Genomic DNA, 16192 nt, shown 5'->3' on the forward strand with positions numbered 1-16192 from the left:
CAGGTCAATGAGCTCCACCGATCTGACGCCTGAAGAGATCCAGGCCTGCCTCAAGGTTCTGACCACGATCCACGTCTATGACGAAGAGCACCCGGACTACGTTGCAGTCCGCCGTGCCACCGGCAAGATGTTCAAAGCCGTCAAACGGCACCGCAGGGTTACCAAGCGCGACTCCATCGCGGAGGCCGACCGCGCAGTCATCGCCTTGACGGCCACTGCCGCTCCGGACCGCATCGATGATGAGACCCGCGGCAACAAGCTGGAACCTTCTGCCACCGGTGAGATCGCCGGCCACCTCATCCGTTCGCGTCCCTGTTACATCTGCAAGAAGCACTACACGCAGGTTGATGCCTTCTATCACCAGCTCTGCCCGGAATGTGCTGCATTCAGCCACAGCAAGCGCGACGCCCGCACCGACCTCACAGGACGCAGGGCCCTGCTGACGGGTGGACGCGCCAAGATCGGCATGTACATCGCCCTTCGCCTGCTCCGCGATGGCGCCCACACCACCATCACTACCCGCTTCCCCAAGGACGCGGCCCGTCGCTTCGCTGCCATGGAAGACAGCGGTGAGTGGCTGCACCGTCTCCGGATTGTGGGCATCGACCTCCGTGACCCGGCTCAGGTCATGGCCCTGACAGACTCCCTCAACGAGGCCGGGCCGCTGGACATCATCATCAACAACGCAGCCCAGACAGTGCGGCGCTCCGGCAACGCCTACAAGCCCTTGGTCGATGCCGAGGACGAGCCATTGCCTGCCGCTTTGGAAGCCGCCAACGGTGGTCCGGAGCTGGTCACGTTCGGCCATGCCCATGACAAGCACCCCCTGGCCCTGGCCAGCAGCGTTACCGAGCACCCGGTCCTGGCAGGGGACGCGATCACCTCGTTGGCACTGTCCACAGGATCGGCTTCGCTGGAACGGATCGAGTCGGGAACAGCGATCGACGCCGGCGGACTGGTCCCGGACCTCGCCTCCATCAACAGCTGGACCCAGGTGGTGGACGAAGTGGACCCCCTGGAGATGCTCGAGGTCCAACTCTGCAATGTCACGGCCCCCTTCCTGCTGGTCAGCCGTCTGCGCGATGCCATGAAGCGGTCCACTGCGCACAGGAAATACATTGTCAACGTCTCGGCCATGGAGGGACAGTTCTCCCGCGCTTACAAGGGCCCCGGACACCCCCACACCAATATGGCCAAGGCCGCATTGAACATGATGACCCGCACCAGCGCCCAGGAAATGCTGGATTCCGACGGCATTCTGATGACTGCCGTGGACACCGGATGGATCACCGACGAGCGTCCGCACTACACGAAGGTCCGGCTTATGGAGGAAGGCTTCCATGCGCCGTTGGACCTGGTGGATGGAGCCGCGCGGGTCTACGACCCCATCGTGATGGGCGAAAAGGGCGAGGACCAGTACGGTGTCTTCCTGAAGGACTACAAGCCCTCACCCTGGTGACCGTTCCCCGAGCCTGATCACAGCGAAGGCCCTTAAGAGCAACTCTTAAGGGCCTTCGCTGTTTTCACGTTCCTGTGCGCTTCAACGCCTAGGCCAGGCGGGTGATCTCCACTGATACGGAGAGTCCCGAACCTCCACCTCCGGACAGGATGCCTTTCAACGGGGGAACATCGCGGTAGTCACGTCCGCGGGCCACAGTGACGTGATAGTCACCTGCGGGCTTGTGGTTGGTGGGGTCCCAGCTGCGCCATTCCCCATCCCACCATTCCAGCCACGCGTGCGACTGCCCTGCAACGGTTTCGCCGATGTCCGCCGAGGACCTGGGATGGATGTACCCGGAAACATAGCGGGCAGGGATGCCGCTGCAACGCAGGGCCCCGATAGCCAAATGCGCCAGGTCCTGGCATACGCCCTGGCGCTGGGACCATGCTTGCTCGGCGTTGGTGGTGACGCCGGTGGAACCCTTCATGTAGGTCATTTCCCCGGCCATCCAGGCGAACACGGCCAAGGCCGCCTCGTGGGGATTCTTTCCCTCGACAACGCCGGGGACAATGCCCAGGACTTCCTCTCCGGGCCCACTGAGCCTGGACTGGGGCAGCCAGTCGCTGAAGTCGTCCTGGACCTTGTCCGAGGCAATGACGTCCCACCCGACGATGTCGTCCTCCACTGCCACGCGTTCGGTGCGGTGAACTTCCACGGTGGCTGTGGCGAGGACTTCGAGGCTCTCGTGCGGCATCTGCATATCAAACGCCGTGACGCGGGTACCCCAGTAGTCACGGTACGTGCTGACGGACGCTTGGTTGGGCGAGACCTTCAAGGAGGACTCGAGGACCACTTGCTGGCCGTCGGTCAATGGGGTCATCCGGGCCTCGTTGTAGGACAACGTCACGCGGCGGTTGTACTTGTAGGCCGTCTTGTGGACGATGCTCAGCCGGGTCATGAAACTTCTCCCACCCAGGCGTGCTCATCAGCCTGATTGAAGTACTTACGGGAAATCGCATCGGACGCCTGCGTCACGGCCTTCTGCACACGTTCCATGTGTTCGGGCAGCTCCGACATGAGATCGTCTGTGCGGTGGAACTCAAGGAACGTGCGGGCCTGGCCAACGATTCGACGGGCATCATTGATGAAGCCCACACGCTGTGCTGATGGATCCAGCTTGGCAAGGCACTCATCGGCATCACGCAGCGCGTAGACGATGGACCGCGGGAACAACCGGTCCAGAAGGAGGAATTCAGCTGCGTGCTGGTCCCCGAATGCGGCCCTGCGGGTCCGGATGAAGGATTCGTAGGCCCCGGCGCACCGGAGCATGTTGACCCAGGACATTCCCGCGGACTGGACATCCCTCGTAGAGAGCATGCGGGCAGTCATGTCTGCCCGCTCCAGGGAACGGCCAAGGACCATGAACAACCAGCTCTCGTCGTGGCTGACGGTGGTGTCCGCAAGTCCCCGGACCATGGCCGTCCGCTCCAGGACCCAGTTGCAGAAACGGTAGGTTCCCACAACGTCCTTGCGGTGCTGGTTAAGGCCGTAATAGGTGGTGTTGAGGCTTTCCCACAGGGATTGCGAGACGGTTTCCCGTGCACGCCGCGCGTTCTCGCGTGCTGCACCGAGGGAGCCGGCTATGGAAGAAGCGCTCTGCTTGTCATAAGCCAGGGCATGAAGGAGTTCAGGAAGGCCAAAATCCTCACTTTGGGGCTTGGCGCCCATGACCGCGAGGAGTTCCCTGGCCACGCTCCGCTGCTCCTCAAGGGGCAGGTGGTTCAGCCGTTCGAGGTGGACGTCAAGGATCCGGGACGTACCGTCGGCACGTTCAACGTAGCGTCCGATCCAAAAGAGAGACTCAGCAATACGGCTCAGCATGGAACTGCCTCCTTCGAGGGGTGCAGGTCGAAGTTCAAGTGGTGGTGGAGCGGGGTCACTGTTGCTGCTCCGTTTGGCGGTCACGCCAGTTGCTTTCCACGGGCCACACGGATACTTGTTCGCGGAGCGTGACAGACTGGCGTGGGATGACCTCAGCGGGAAGTTTCGGCGAGTCGGCCAGGACCCAGGTGTCCTTGGAACCGCCGCCCTGGCTGGAGTTCACAATCAAGGAACCTTCCTTCAGGGCCACCCGGGTGAGGCCGCCGGGCAGGACCCAGACGTCGTCGCCGTCGTTGACCGCGAAGGGCCGCAGGTCCACGTGGCGGGGACCAAATTTGTCCCCGGAGAGCGTCGGCACGGTTGACAGCTGCAGGACCGGCTGGGCGATCCACCCGCGGGGATCAGCGATGACCCGTTTACGCAGGGCTTCAAGCTCGTCCTTGGTGGCATCGGGTCCAATGACCAAACCCTTGCCCCCTGAACCGTCAACAGGCTTGACCACCAGTTCATCAAGGCGGTCCAGCACGTGCTCCCTGGCTTCCTTTTCCTCAAGCCGGAAAGTGTCGACGTTGGCGATGATCGGCTCTTCATGAAGGTAGTACCGGATCAGGTCAGGGACGTAACTGTACACGAGCTTGTCATCAGCTACGCCGTTGCCTACAGCGTTGGCTATTGTCACTCCCCCGGCGCGTGCTGCATTGACCAGCCCGGGGCATCCGAGCATGGAGTCGGAACGGAACTGGAGGGGATCCAGGAAGTCGTCGTCGATGCGCTTGTAGATGACGTCCACTCGCTGTTCACCCGCGGTGGTCCGCATGTAGACACGGTTGCCGCGGCAAATGAGGTCACGGCCTTCCACCAGTTCAACGCCCATGAGACCGGCAAGGAGCGTGTGCTCAAAGTAGGCGCTGTTGAAAACGCCCGGCGTCAGGACCACCACTGTGGGATCGTCCACGCCCGCCGGTGCAGTCTTGCGAAGTGCTGAAAGAAGCCGCCGTGGATACTCTTCCACGGGGCGGATGTGCTGCTGGCCGAAAGCCTCGGGCAGGCCCTTGGCCATGGCCCTTCGGTTCTCCAGGACGTAGCTGACGCCGGAGGGAACCCGGACGTTGTCCTCGAGTACCCTGAAGGTCCCGGCAGCGTCACGGACGACGTCGATGCCTGATACATGGACGCGGACACCACCGGATGGTTCGAAACCGTGGACTGCCCGGTGGAAGTGGGCGCTGGTGGTGATCAGCTGCCGGGGTATCACCCCGTCTGTCACTACCGCCATCCGGCCATAGACGTCATTAAGGAACGCCTCCAGTGCCTTGACCCGCTGGGCCACACCGCGCTCCAGGACATTCCACTCATCGGCGGGAATGACCCGGGGCACAATGTCCAAGGGGAACGGGCGCTCCTCCCCCGCGTAGTCGAAGGTGACTCCGCGGTCCAGGAACGTCCGGGCCATGGAGTCTGCACGGGCCGTCACATCGGCCAGGGACAGCTCCCGCAAGGCGCCGGAAACCTGACCGTAGGATTTTCTGGCAACGTGGCCGGGGGCAAACATCTCGTCATAGGCGCCGCTGCGCGCAGCGGCCTCGGAGTAATCCTGGAATAGGTCAGACATGGGATTCAGGTAATCACCTTTTTGAGTCGAGCGCATTACGCACTGATTGTGTCGCGGTTTCCGGATGCTCCCGGTTCGCCTTTCCGTGCCCTCATCCGGCAGGGTTGAGGCATGCCCTTCAACAGTCCTGCGCCCCAGCTGTCCCAGCTGGGGCCCGGGTTGGTCCTGAGCGTCGCCGCTGCGGGTCTTGCCTTCGCAATCCACACGGTGGTTCCGGCGGTTCCCGCCATGACGCTCGCTGTTGCCTTGGGCCTGCTCTCAGCAAATATACCGGGCACGGCGGTCCTGACCGCGGGGCGCGCCCGGCCTGGACTGGACTTCGCGGGGAAACACCTCATGCGTGCAGGGATTGTCCTGCTGGGACTCAAAGTCAGCATGGGCGATGTCCTGGGACTGGGCTGGCTGGCGCTGCTGCTGATTGCAGGTGTGGTTCTGATGAGTTTCGCCGGCACGTATGGCCTTGCGCGTCTATTGCGTCTCCCTGGTGAGGCGGCGTTGTTGATCGCCACGGGTTTTTCCATCTGCGGTGCCTCGGCCATTGGTGCCATGGCGGCTGTCCGGCGGATCAGGCACCAGGACACCGTCCTGCCGGTAGCGCTGGTGACCCTCTGCGGCACGTTGGCCATTGGCGTGCTGCCGCTGCTGATGCACCCTCTTGGCCTGTCTCCTGAACAGTTTGGTGCCTGGACCGGTGCGTCCGTCCATGACGTTGGCCAGGTGGTGGCCACCGCCCAAACCGCGGGGACCTCCGCACTGGCGATCGCCGTCGTCGTGAAATTGACCAGGGTTGTCCTGCTGGCACCGATAACCGCCACGGCCGGGCTGCACCAACGGATACTCCACCTCCGTGAGCGCGCCAGCGGCGCCACGGACGGGTCGGGCAGCAAGGATGGCAGGTTTCCCCCGATCGTCCCCCTCTTCGTGGTGGGTTTCCTCGCCATGGTGGCTGTTCGATCCTTGGATTGGGCCCCGCCGGCTGTTTTGGAGAGCGCTGCGGCGGTGCAGGACATCCTTCTGGCAACAGCCCTCTTCGGATTGGGCTCGGCGGTCCGCATCAGGGCCCTGATCCATACCGGTGGTCGTGCCGTCCTGGTCGCTTTGGGCTCGTGGCTGCTCATCGCATCACTGGGCCTGGGGGCCGCTTTGATCATGATTAGATAGCTGTGTGTCGAATCACAATCTATCGCGCGATGAAGCCGCCACCCGTTCAGCCCTGATCACCACCCACAGCTACGACGTCACCCTCGATGTCCGCGACGCGGAAGATCCCGCCGTCCCCGGGTACCCGAGTACCAGCACCATCACCTTTTCAGCGATGCCGGGTTCGGCCACGTTCCTGGATTTTATCCACGGTGGCGTACAGTCCGTGATCCTTAACGGCCAACCCCTGGACGTTGGGTCCGTCGTGGACCGCCACAGGATAATCCTGGAAGGACTGGCGGCCGAGAACACCGTCACCGTCACCGGCACTGCCCTGTACAGCCGCTCCGGTGAAGGCATGCACCGCTTTGTCGATCCCGCTGATGGCCAGTGCTACCTCTACACGCAATACGAGCCCGCAGACAGCCGGCGGGTCTTCGCCAACTTCGAACAGCCGGACCTCAAGGCCGAATTCACTTTCCATGTGATCGCCCCGGCAGGCTGGGAAGTCGCGTCCAACGGGGTGGAGGAATCCCGCACCCCGGAGGGCGGAGACGCCCGCGCCGCCCGCTGGGACTTCGCCACCACGAAACGCATGTCCACGTACATCACCAGTGTGCTCGCCGGCCCCTACTTCAAAGCCACGGATCACTGGGGAGCAACGCTCGACGACGGCACCCGGCTTGAGGTGCCGCTGGCGCTTTTCTGCCGGGCCTCTTTGGCGGAGTCCTTCGACGCGGACGAACTGTTCCGGTTGACCAAGAGTGGGCTTGCCTTCTTCAACGATCTGTTCGACTACCCCTACCCGTGGGGAAAATACGATCAGGCTTTCGTGCCCGAGTACAACCTCGGAGCCATGGAGAACCCCGGCCTGGTGACCTTCACGGAAAAGTATGTCTACGCCTCCCGGGCCACTGACGCCCAGTACCAGGCCCGGGCCAACACGCTGATGCATGAGATGGCCCACATGTGGTTCGGCGACCTCGTGACCATGAACTGGTGGGACGATCTCTGGCTGAAGGAGTCGTTCGCCGACTACATGGGCACCCTTGGCGTGGACCGTGCCACCGATTGGGACACCGCATGGGTGAACTTCGCGAACAAGCGTAAAGCCTGGGCGTACGTCCAGGACCAGTTGCCCACGACGCACCCGATTGTGGCCGACATCCCGGACCTCGAAGCGGCAAAGCAGAATTTTGATGGAATTACCTACGCCAAGGGTGCTTCGGTCCTGAAGCAGCTGGTGGCCTACGTGGGCTTTGATGCTTTCATTGCCGGCTCCCGCCAGTATTTCCGGGATCATGAGTTCGGGAATACTTCCCTGCAGGATCTGCTCCTGGCCCTCAGCGCCGCGTCCGGCAGGGATCTCGGCCAGTGGGCCGGCCAATGGCTGCAGACCTCCGGTATCTCGACCATTTCGGCGGAGATCGTGGACGACAACGGCGTCCTTGGTGCCGTGACGCTCCGGCAGGATGCCATCGACCCCATCACGGGCCACCAAGTACTCCGTCCGCACCGGTTGCGGCTGGGCCTGTACGACGCTGATGCGTCAGGCCTGCTCGTGCGTTCCGAGAGCCTGGAGGTCGACGTAACCGGCCCCAGTACCCTGGTGCCCCAGTTGAACGGCAAACGCCGTCCTGCTTTGCTTTTGGTCAATGATGATGACTTGAGTTACGCCAAGGTCCGCCTCGATCCCGGTTCCGAACACACTGTCCGGGCCTCGCTTGGAAAAATCAGCGATCCCATGGCCCGCGCCCTCTGCTGGACTGCACTGTGGGATTCCGCGCGTGACGGGGTGACGCCTGCCGTGCGCTATGTAGCGGCTGTGGAGCAGTTTGCCTCTGATGAGACCGGCATCGGGGTCCTGTTGAACGTGCTGGGCAACGCTTCTGCCGCCATTGAACGCTACGTTCCTGCAGCCGGCCGGGAAGGTGTACGCAAGGATTTCCTCTCGGTGGCCGCTGACAGGATGAAGGCCGCAGATCCAGGCTCCGACCATCAGCTCGCCTGGGCAAGGACCTTGGCGGAGGTATCCCGGCACGGGGACAGCGAACTCCCCTTGCTCCGGGGAATCCTGGACGGCAGCGTCGTCATTGAAGGACTGGCTGTCGATGCAGAACTACGTTGGAGCTTCTGGCAGGCTTTGTCAGCCCACGGCCAGGCGTCCCGGGCCGAATTGGACCGGGAACTGCAGGCAGACAAGACGGCATCCGGAAGGGAGGGTCATGCCCTTGCTGCGGCATCCATTCCCGACGCCTCAACCAAGGCAGCCGCCTGGGATTCCACGGTCAACAGCACGGGGCTTTCCAACGAAATCCTGAGCGCAACGATCGGTGGCTTCATGACGGGACCGGCGTCCCTTCTGGAACCCTATGTGGAACCCTACTTCGAATGCCTTGAACGGGTGTGGGCCGAACGCAGCATCGAGATAGCCGGCAGGATTGTGCGCGGGCTGTTCCCGGGGGCACAGGACCTGGCGGAAAGCATGCAGCCTTCGGAGCACCCGGTCCTGGTACGCACGGACACATGGTTGACCGACCACAGTGACGCTCCCCGGGCATTGCGCCGTATCGTCATCGAGCAGAGAAGCCACTTGGCCCGGGCGCTCACGGCGCAAGCCGCCCCGGCTTAGGCCTGCCGGCAGCTACGGAACCCGGTTCAACCACTCTTCGGTTCCGAACTTCGCCTCCACGCGGTTCTTCGCCTCACCGAGCTCAGCCTCGGTGAGGCGGGACTCGAGGGCGCCATACCGTTCCATGAATACCTCCTGCATGGCTTCAAGGATGGCTGCCCGGGCAAGCCCCGTTTGGCGTCGTAACGGATCAACGCGCTTCTTGGCGCTGCGCGTGCCCTTGTCGGAGAGTTTTTCCTTGCCGATACGCAGGACTTCCACCATCTTGTCTGCATCGATGTCGTAGCTCATGGTGACGTGATGCAACATGCCCCCGTTCGCGAGGCGCTTTTGTGCAGCGCCCCCGATCTTTCCTTGATCGGTGGCGATGTCATTGAGGGGAACGTAGAAAGCGGCGATCCCTAATTTCTCCAGGGCCGCCATCACCCAAGCGTCCAGGAAAGCGTAGGAATCGGCAAAACTGATGCCGTCCACCAGTGTCTGTGGCAGGTAGAGCGAGTAGGTGATGCAGTTGCCGGCTTCCATGAACATGGCGCCACCGCCGCTGATGCGCCGGACCACGTTGATGCCGTACCGGGAAACCCCTTCAGGGTCCACCTCATTACGCACTGACTGGAAGCTGCCAATGACCACCGACGGCTCTTCCCAATCCCAGAAGCGCAGCGTGGGATTGCGCAGCCCCGCACCCACTTCCTCGGTGAGGACCTCATCCAGTGCGACGTTTACCTGGGTGGGCAGCACGGAGGGCGGGATGACTTCCCATTGGTGGTCTCCCCAGCTGGTGGCTTTGGACAGTGCCCGCCGGACGGTGATAGCCACGGCTTCTGCAGAAAAGCCGAACAGTACTGCGTCCCCGGGCAGCCCCGCAGTGACCGCTGCGGCAATGTCTGCGGCCGTCGAGCTGTCCGGAAGACCGGTCAGTGCCGTGTTGATGTCCTCCAATGCCTCGTCCGGTTCCAGGAAGAAGTCGCCGCTGAGGGAGACGTTGGTGAATTTCCCTTCGCTCACGTCCAGGTCAACCACCACCAGTTTGCCCCCGGGAACCTTGTATTCGCCGTGAAGGCGGGTGTCGGCGTCGTTGATGGCTGGGTGCTGATCAGGGCTGGGAGTCATGGTGTCCATCTTGCCGGAAAACGCAAAAGCCCGCATTGCCGAAGATTCCAGCAATGCGGGCTGTGAAAAGCCTTGGGGTGAAGTGGGTTACTTCTTGCCGCCGAAGCCCTTGAAGCGGGCGTTGAAGCGCTCGACGCGGCCAGCGGAGTCCATGATGCGCTGCTTGCCCGTGTAGAACGGGTGGGACTCCGACGAGATTTCGACGTCGATAACCGGGTAGGTGTTTCCGTCTTCCCACTCGATGGTCTTCGAGGAAGACACGGTGGACTTGGTCAGGAACTGCGTACCGGAAGCCAGGTCGTTGAAAACAACTGCTTCGTACTTCGGGTGGATATCAGACTTCATAATGGGACCTTTTGTTCACGCAGCTGGATTTTGCCAGCTGCCAGGTATGAATGGAGGTGGTCTGGTTGCTGCAATGCGGACATTCCAGCTGCCGGGCCAACAACCAATCATAGCGGAAACCGCACGGCCGGACGAACCGCTGTCAGTCGCGCGGACGGAGTTCCCAAAAAGCCACTGCCGAGGCGGCAGCAACGTTGAGTGAGTCGACGCCCGCGCGCATGGGAATTTTGACTGCCAGGTCTGCAGCATCCAGGGTGTCCTGGCTCATGCCGGGGCCCTCCGTGCCAAGCACCAAAGCCAGTTTGGAGTACTCCCTTGTGGCCAGGTCGTCCAGATCCAACGCACCTTCAGTCAGTTCCATTGCGGCAATGGTGAAGCCTTGCTCCTTGAGGCGGAACAGGTCATCCGGCCAGCTTTCCAGCCTGGCCCAGGGAACTTGGAAGACCGTGCCCATGCTGACCCTGACACTGCGCCTGTACAAGGGATCTCCGCACCGTGGGGACACCAGGACAGCGTCCACCCCCAGTGCTGCGGCGGACCGGAAAATTGCCCCCACATTGGTGTGGTCAACGATGTCTTCGAGGACAGCGACGCGCCGGGCGCTGGCCAGCAGTGTCTCCAGTGGAACAGGGGCCGGCCGGTGCATTGCTGCCATGGCACCACGGTGCAGGTGGAATCCGGTGATTTCTTCCAGCAGGGACGCCTTGCCGATGAACACCGGAACGTCCGGATATGCCTGGAAAACGTCCTCGAGGTCTTCCAGCCATTTCTCCGCCAGGAAAAAGGATCGGGGCTGGTGTCCGGCGGCCAGTGCCCTGCGTAAAACTCTCGAAGACTCGGCGATGTACATGCCTTCTTCAGGCTCACGAAGCTTCCGAAGGTGCACATCAGTAAGAGTGGTGTAGTCCGTCACGCGTGGATCATCCGCGGACTCAAGATAGTGGAAAGCCACCGGGCGGTTATTTCATCAGGTTGGCGATCATGAAGCCAAGGGCCACGATGCCAAGGGTGAAGATGACGGCCCGGAGGACGCGCGGGGACAACTTCCGGCCAACTTTTGAACCTACCAAACCGCCGATGGTGGAGCTCACGGCAATGAGGAGAACCACCAGCCACTCGATGCGGTCGAAAGCAAAGATCAGGTAGGAGATTGCTGCCACCATATTTACGCCGAGCACCAGGATGTTCTTCATGGCGTTGGCATTTTGCATTGTTCCGCTCAGGAACACGCCAAGGATGCCTACCAGCAAAATCCCTTGTGCCGCCACAAAGTAGCCACCGTAGACGCCGGCAAGATAGACGAGCACAACCAAGAGGATTCCATGGCTGCGATCCCGGATGGCATGTTCCGGGTTTTGCTCCCGGCGGCGGACCCAGGCCTGCAGTTTGGGCTGGAACAGCACCATCAACAGGGCCATGACCAACAGGACGGGAGCAACGTAGTGGAAGACCTTCTCCGGTAGGTGCAGCAGGAGCCACGCGCCGGTGATGCCGCCCAGCAGCGAGGCCGGCAGCAACTTCATCAGCTGCCGTCCCCTGCCGGCTAACTCGCGGCGGTAACCCCAGGCGCCCGCCGCTGTGCCGGCTACAAGGCCCATGGCATTGCTCATGGACGCCACCACGGGTGTGATGCCAATGGCAATGAGGACAGGAAAAGTCACCAGTGTGCCGGAACCGACCACCGCGTTGATGGTGCCGGCCCACAAGCCCGCGAAAAAGACCAGGATGCTGCTAAGGATTTCCATTGATGACTATCGGGTCGGCAAGCGGCGGGCAGTGGCGGTGTAGCGTCCCGCGTTTTCTGAAACGTCCAGCGGCAGGCCGAAGGTCTCGCTGAGGTGTTCGTCGGTGAGAACTTCCTTGATGGGACCAGCGGCCACCACGCCGCCTTCGCGGAGCAGCATGGCATGGGTGAATCCCGGGGGCACTTCCTCAAGGTGGTGGGTCACCAGGACCATTGCGGGAGCCGCCTCGTCGCTGGCCAGCTCACCAAGCTTGTGCACCAGTTCCTCCCGGCCGCCCAGATCCAGGCCCGCGGCCGGTTCATCCAAAAGCAGTAGTTCGGGGTCGGTCATGAGGGCGCGGGCAATCTGCACACGCTTTCGCTCGCCCTCGGACAAGGTGGCAAAGGTCCGGTTAAGCAGCGGGCCCATCCCCCAGTCGTTCAGCAAGCCAAAGGCGCGCCGCTCGTCGTCGCGCTCGTAACCCTCGCGCCAGCGTCCGGTCACGCCGTAGGCGGCGGTGACCACCACGTTGAGGACGTTCTCATGCTCGGGGATCTGGGTCGCAAGTGCTGCCGAAGACAACCCGATGCGGGGGCGCAGTTCGAAAACATCAACACGACCCAGGACCTCATCCAGGATCCCGGCTTTTCCGCTGCTCGGGTGGAGCCGGGCTGCGGCTATCTGGAGAAGCGTGGTCTTTCCGGCGCCATTCGGTCCCAGGATGACCCAGCGTTCCCCCTCGTTGACCTGCCAGTCAACCTTGTCCAGCAGGGTCTTCTTGCCTCGGACAACGCTGACGGAAGCCAATTCCAGAACATCACTCATAGCAGTAGACACTAGGACAAAAAACCATATGACTGATAACCGGTCGCCCTTCTGTGTTACCGGCCGAAACGAATTCGGGTGGTTGTGCTGTGCTCAGTAGGATTGAGGCCATGACTTCGAACTTGGCTGCGGTCAGCTATGGCGTGCATTTGTCCCCCGAATCCCTTGTGAACCTTCGGAAGGTACTTGCCGACGCCGGCGCCGCAGTGTCATCGGAATCACATAGCGGCGACCACCGCTTCAGTGTCGTAACGGCAGGCCTCGCTGCGGGCTCGGAGGCGTTGGTGGATCTTGCCGGCGTTCGCCGGAACGTTGCTGCGGCAGCCAGCGCCGGCATTGATACTGCGATTGTTCCTGAAGAACTGCGCCAGGCTTCCCGGAAGCTCCTGATCATGGATGTGGATTCGACGCTGATCCAGCAGGAAGTCATTGAACTGTTGGCTGCGCATGCCGGTAAACGGGAGGAAGTGGCCGCAGTGACCGAGGCCGCCATGCGCGGCGAGCTGGACTTTGCCCAGAGCCTCCACGCCCGCGTCGCCGTGCTCGCCGGGCTGCCCATGGACGTCGTCGAGTCCGTCCGCCAGGAGGTGCGCCTCAGCCTTGGCGCTGCAGAGCTCGTGGCTGCCTTCAAGGAAGCCGGGCACGTTGTGGCGGTGGTGTCCGGCGGATTCAACCAGATCCTTCGTCCCATTGCCGAGGAACTCGGGCTGGACCACTGGATCGCCAACGAGCTTGAAATCGTCGACGGCGTGTTGACCGGCAAGGTGCTTGGCGCCGTGATTGACCGGGCAGCCAAGGAGAAGTACCTGCGTGAGTGGGCAGCTGCCGAAGGAATCAGCCTCGAGCACACCATCGCAGTGGGTGACGGCGCCAATGACCTGGACATGCTCAGTGCGGCAGGGATCGGAATCGCTTTCAATGCCAAGCCTGCTGTTCGGGCAGTAGCGGACGCTGCCATCAACATGCCCTATCTCGACGCCGTCCGGCACATCGCCAACGTCTGACACCCGCTCTCACTGAGCCGGTTTGAATGCCGGCCAACCCGCTTACGGCCGCGGGTGTCTTTGGCGTGCCCACGGGTATCTGTCTTGTGTTCCTGATGCGAAACAACAATGCCTATTTCGTGACGCTATTATTCCGACTATTTATCAAATCGTCATTAAAAGTCCATTCATGGACGGAGCTCCTTCCGGAATTGAATAGTCATGCCATTTTTCGGGCAAATGCTGTGTAAAGTAAAAGCTCGACATGGAAATCCGTGAACATGCGGCAGTCCTGAATGACGGAAGAGCAGGGTCGGTAAGTGAACCGTTCGGAGCGTACGTGGAAATGGTGGAAACGCAGCGAGGAATTTGAATCCCTGCCAACACCCCTCCACGAGATCATCCGTGAGCGTCACCCTGATGCGGTGGCAACGGGAATGGCTCCTAACCAATGGGACTCCGGCCCTGCGATACCTCCTGGCCAGGAAATTCCGTCGGTTTATTTCATGGCCGCCAGTGATGGCACTACAGAACAGGAAGAACTGATTATGAGCTCACTTGACGAAGCTACCAAGCAACTGCTGTCCATCGAAGGTGCTACGGGTGCAGCCATTGTTGACTACACCAGTGGAATGGCGCTGGCGCAGGGCGGAAACCCGGGTTTCGACCTGGGAGTTGCCGCAGCCGGCAACTCGAACGTCGTCAGCTCCAAATTGCGGACCATGGCCGACCTCGGCCTGGACAGCAACATTGAGGACGTGCTGATCACCCTGGATACGCAATACCACTTGATCAACGTCCTGAATTCGGCGGGGTCCAAGGGACTTTTCGTTTATCTGGTGCTGGACCGGACCTATGCGAACCTGGCGCTGGCACGCCACAAGCTCAATAACATCGCCAAGGCTGTCGCCATCTGATCTCCAGGTGTTAACAGTGAGGGGCGGCCGCGATCATCGCGGCCGCCCTTCTTCGTCCAATTTGCCGGACTCCTCAGACTTTCACCCTTCGTGCCTCGCGGCCGCCTGATTCGAACTTGACGCCCAGCATGTGGTGCACCAGGACATCCTCGTTGGTGTTGGCGTTGGCCTCAATGGTGACAAGCTCCCCGTCCCGCATGACGCCAATCCGATGGCACCAGTTGACCATCTCGGACAGGTCCGAGGACAGGAGGATGATGGCAACCCCGGTTTGGCTGAGCTGGGTCAGCATCTTGTACACGATTTCCTTGGCACCGATGTCGATCCCGCGGCTGGGATGGCTGAGGATCAGGACATCGCAATCGGTGGAGATCCATCGGGCAAGCTCCACTTTCTGGCGGTCGCCTCCGGAAAGGGTGGTGAGGGCACCTTGGATGTTGGTGGTGTTGATGCGCATGCGGTGCACCACGTCAGCCACGCCCCGTAGGTGGGTGATTTCGTCCTGGAGACTTGCAGCACCCGGGGCTTTGCCCTGATACAGCCCATCGGCGATGCTGGTCCCTGAAGCGAAGGTGTCGGCCGTGTCCGGCGAATAGCCGATCTTCAGCCGCCGTGCATCTTGGAGCCCGCGGATCTGGACCTGGTTTCCCTTCACGTGGATCGTCCCCGAGGTGCAGGGGTGGATCCCGGCCAGTGCCTCCGTGAGTTGGTAGACGCCGGATCTGTGGGTTCCCACGAGGCCGAAAATTTCACCCTTGACCACGTTGAAGCTCACATCACGGACGTTTTCCCCCACGCCGAGGTTGGAGATCCGCAGGACCTCTTCCCCGGCGGCCGGACCTGTAGGCCGGGCAATCCGCTCGAGTTCCTGCTGCAATAGGAGGAAGGCAAGTTCGTCGACGTCGGTTTTGCTGGCTTCCACGATCTTGTGAACTCTGCCGTCGCGGAGGATCGCGATGCGATGGGCAATGGAGCGGACTTCGTCCAGGCGATGGGTGATGTAGATGATCGCCCGGCCCTGCCTTGTCAGCATTCTCAGAACCTGGTGCAGGACTGCGACGTCGTGGTCCGGAAGGGACGCGGCTGCCTCGTCCATGATGACCAGCTGGGCTTCCTCGGCAACCATGCGGAGGACTTCCACCAAGGCTTGCTCTGCCCGTATCAGTGTGCCGACCTTCGCATCAGGGTCCAGGGTGATCCCGATGTCCCGGATCAGCTTGGCGGCTTGGCCGCGGAGTTCCCCATGTGGCCGTCCTGACTGGAAGGTCCCGCGGAAAATGGCCTCCGTGATGGTCAGGTCCGGATCTATGTGGAAGTTTTGGGGAATAAGCCCTACTCCGCAGGCCTGTGCCTCTGCGATCGAATCCGGCGCGTACTTCTCTCCGGCAAGCGTGATCCGGCCCTGGTCATGTTTGAGGGATCCTGCCAGGACGCCCATGAGGGTGGTCTTACCTGCGCCGTTGGTTCCAATCAGCCCCAGGATCTCGCCGCGATGCACTGAAAGGCCAACACCTTTGAGGATGCGGCGTTGATCGTACGACGCGTGAATATCATCAGCATGTAACAACAGATCCAAAGA

14 protein-coding genes are annotated in these 16192 nt (G+C 61.8%); 5 read left to right on the plus strand and 9 right to left on the minus strand.

Features of this window, described 5'->3' with window-relative positions; genetic code table 11:
- The first annotated feature begins 7 nt into the window (after window positions 1-7).
- Complete coding sequence (locus AC6JA3_RS10585) at window positions 8-1459, plus strand: SDR family NAD(P)-dependent oxidoreductase (protein WP_026540670.1); 1452 nt, start codon at window positions 8-10, stop codon at window positions 1457-1459.
- 88 nt (window positions 1460-1547) lie between these two features.
- Here the strand turns inward: AC6JA3_RS10585 and AC6JA3_RS10590 are convergent, their stop codons facing one another.
- Genes AC6JA3_RS10590 through AC6JA3_RS10600 form a run of 3 tightly spaced genes read right to left on the minus strand, consistent with a single transcriptional unit; the run spans window position 1548 to window position 4934 of the window.
- Window positions 1548-2399, minus strand: coding sequence for a transglutaminase family protein (locus AC6JA3_RS10590; RefSeq protein WP_026540669.1), 852 nt, complete (start codon window positions 2397-2399; stop codon window positions 1548-1550).
- Window positions 2396-3322: an alpha-E domain-containing protein gene (locus AC6JA3_RS10595; protein ID WP_026540668.1), complete on the minus strand. Its 927-nt coding sequence runs from the start codon at window positions 3320-3322 to the stop codon at window positions 2396-2398. Before AC6JA3_RS10595 ends, AC6JA3_RS10590 begins: the two co-directional genes overlap by 4 nt.
- Window positions 3323-3377: 55 nt before the next feature.
- The gene (locus AC6JA3_RS10600; RefSeq protein ID WP_223943135.1) at window positions 3378-4934 is read right to left on the minus strand and encodes a circularly permuted type 2 ATP-grasp protein; all 1557 of its coding nucleotides are present in this window, start codon (window positions 4932-4934) and stop codon (window positions 3378-3380) included.
- 111 nt (window positions 4935-5045) lie between these two features.
- Between AC6JA3_RS10600 and AC6JA3_RS10605 the strand changes: the two genes are divergently transcribed.
- Both AC6JA3_RS10605 and pepN read left to right on the plus strand, forming a co-directional pair.
- Window positions 5046-6095 (plus strand): YeiH family protein, encoded by a 1050-nt coding sequence (locus tag AC6JA3_RS10605; RefSeq protein ID WP_347783368.1) that lies wholly within the window; start codon window positions 5046-5048, stop codon window positions 6093-6095.
- A 4-nt stretch (window positions 6096-6099) separates the two neighbouring features.
- Window positions 6100-8706, plus strand: coding sequence for an aminopeptidase N (pepN, locus tag AC6JA3_RS10610; protein WP_347783369.1), 2607 nt, complete (start codon window positions 6100-6102; stop codon window positions 8704-8706).
- A 12-nt stretch (window positions 8707-8718) separates the two neighbouring features.
- Here the strand turns inward: pepN and lplAB are convergent, their stop codons facing one another.
- The 5 genes from lplAB to AC6JA3_RS10635 form a co-directional block, all read right to left on the minus strand.
- Window positions 8719-9828 carry a lipoate-protein ligase LplAB gene (gene lplAB, locus AC6JA3_RS10615; RefSeq protein ID WP_026540664.1) on the minus strand — a complete coding sequence of 370 codons (1110 nt, stop codon included), beginning with the start codon at window positions 9826-9828 and terminating at the stop codon, window positions 8719-8721.
- Between the two features lie 78 nt (window positions 9829-9906).
- The gene (locus AC6JA3_RS10620) at window positions 9907-10164 is read right to left on the minus strand and encodes a type B 50S ribosomal protein L31 (RefSeq protein WP_017200906.1); all 258 of its coding nucleotides are present in this window, start codon (window positions 10162-10164) and stop codon (window positions 9907-9909) included.
- Between the two features lie 142 nt (window positions 10165-10306).
- On the minus strand, window positions 10307-11116 hold the full coding sequence (locus AC6JA3_RS10625; RefSeq protein ID WP_091551801.1) for a TrmH family RNA methyltransferase: 810 nt from the start codon (window positions 11114-11116) through the stop codon (window positions 10307-10309).
- Window positions 11117-11123: 7 nt separating this feature from the next.
- Window positions 11124-11909: a sulfite exporter TauE/SafE family protein gene (locus tag AC6JA3_RS10630; protein ID WP_347783370.1), complete on the minus strand. Its 786-nt coding sequence runs from the start codon at window positions 11907-11909 to the stop codon at window positions 11124-11126.
- 6 nt (window positions 11910-11915) lie between these two features.
- On the minus strand, window positions 11916-12713 hold the full coding sequence (locus AC6JA3_RS10635; protein WP_026540661.1) for an ABC transporter ATP-binding protein: 798 nt from the start codon (window positions 12711-12713) through the stop codon (window positions 11916-11918).
- A 110-nt stretch (window positions 12714-12823) separates the two neighbouring features.
- Here AC6JA3_RS10635 and serB point away from each other — a divergent pair, with 110 nt between their 5' ends.
- Both serB and AC6JA3_RS10645 read left to right on the plus strand, forming a co-directional pair.
- A complete protein-coding gene (serB, locus tag AC6JA3_RS10640; RefSeq protein WP_026546795.1) occupies window positions 12824-13717 on the plus strand; it encodes a phosphoserine phosphatase SerB in 894 nt (297 codons plus the stop codon).
- Window positions 13718-14016: 299 nt separating this feature from the next.
- The gene (locus AC6JA3_RS10645; RefSeq protein WP_245232860.1) at window positions 14017-14613 is read left to right on the plus strand and encodes a hypothetical protein; all 597 of its coding nucleotides are present in this window, start codon (window positions 14017-14019) and stop codon (window positions 14611-14613) included.
- 73 nt (window positions 14614-14686) lie between these two features.
- Here the strand turns inward: AC6JA3_RS10645 and AC6JA3_RS10650 are convergent, their stop codons facing one another.
- Entirely contained in the window at window positions 14687-16189 is a 1503-nt protein-coding gene (locus tag AC6JA3_RS10650) for a sugar ABC transporter ATP-binding protein (protein ID WP_026540658.1), read from the minus strand.
- Between the last annotated feature and the right edge of the window lie 3 nt (window positions 16190-16192).

This window comes from Arthrobacter sp. TmtSoilC79 (assembly GCF_059739405.1).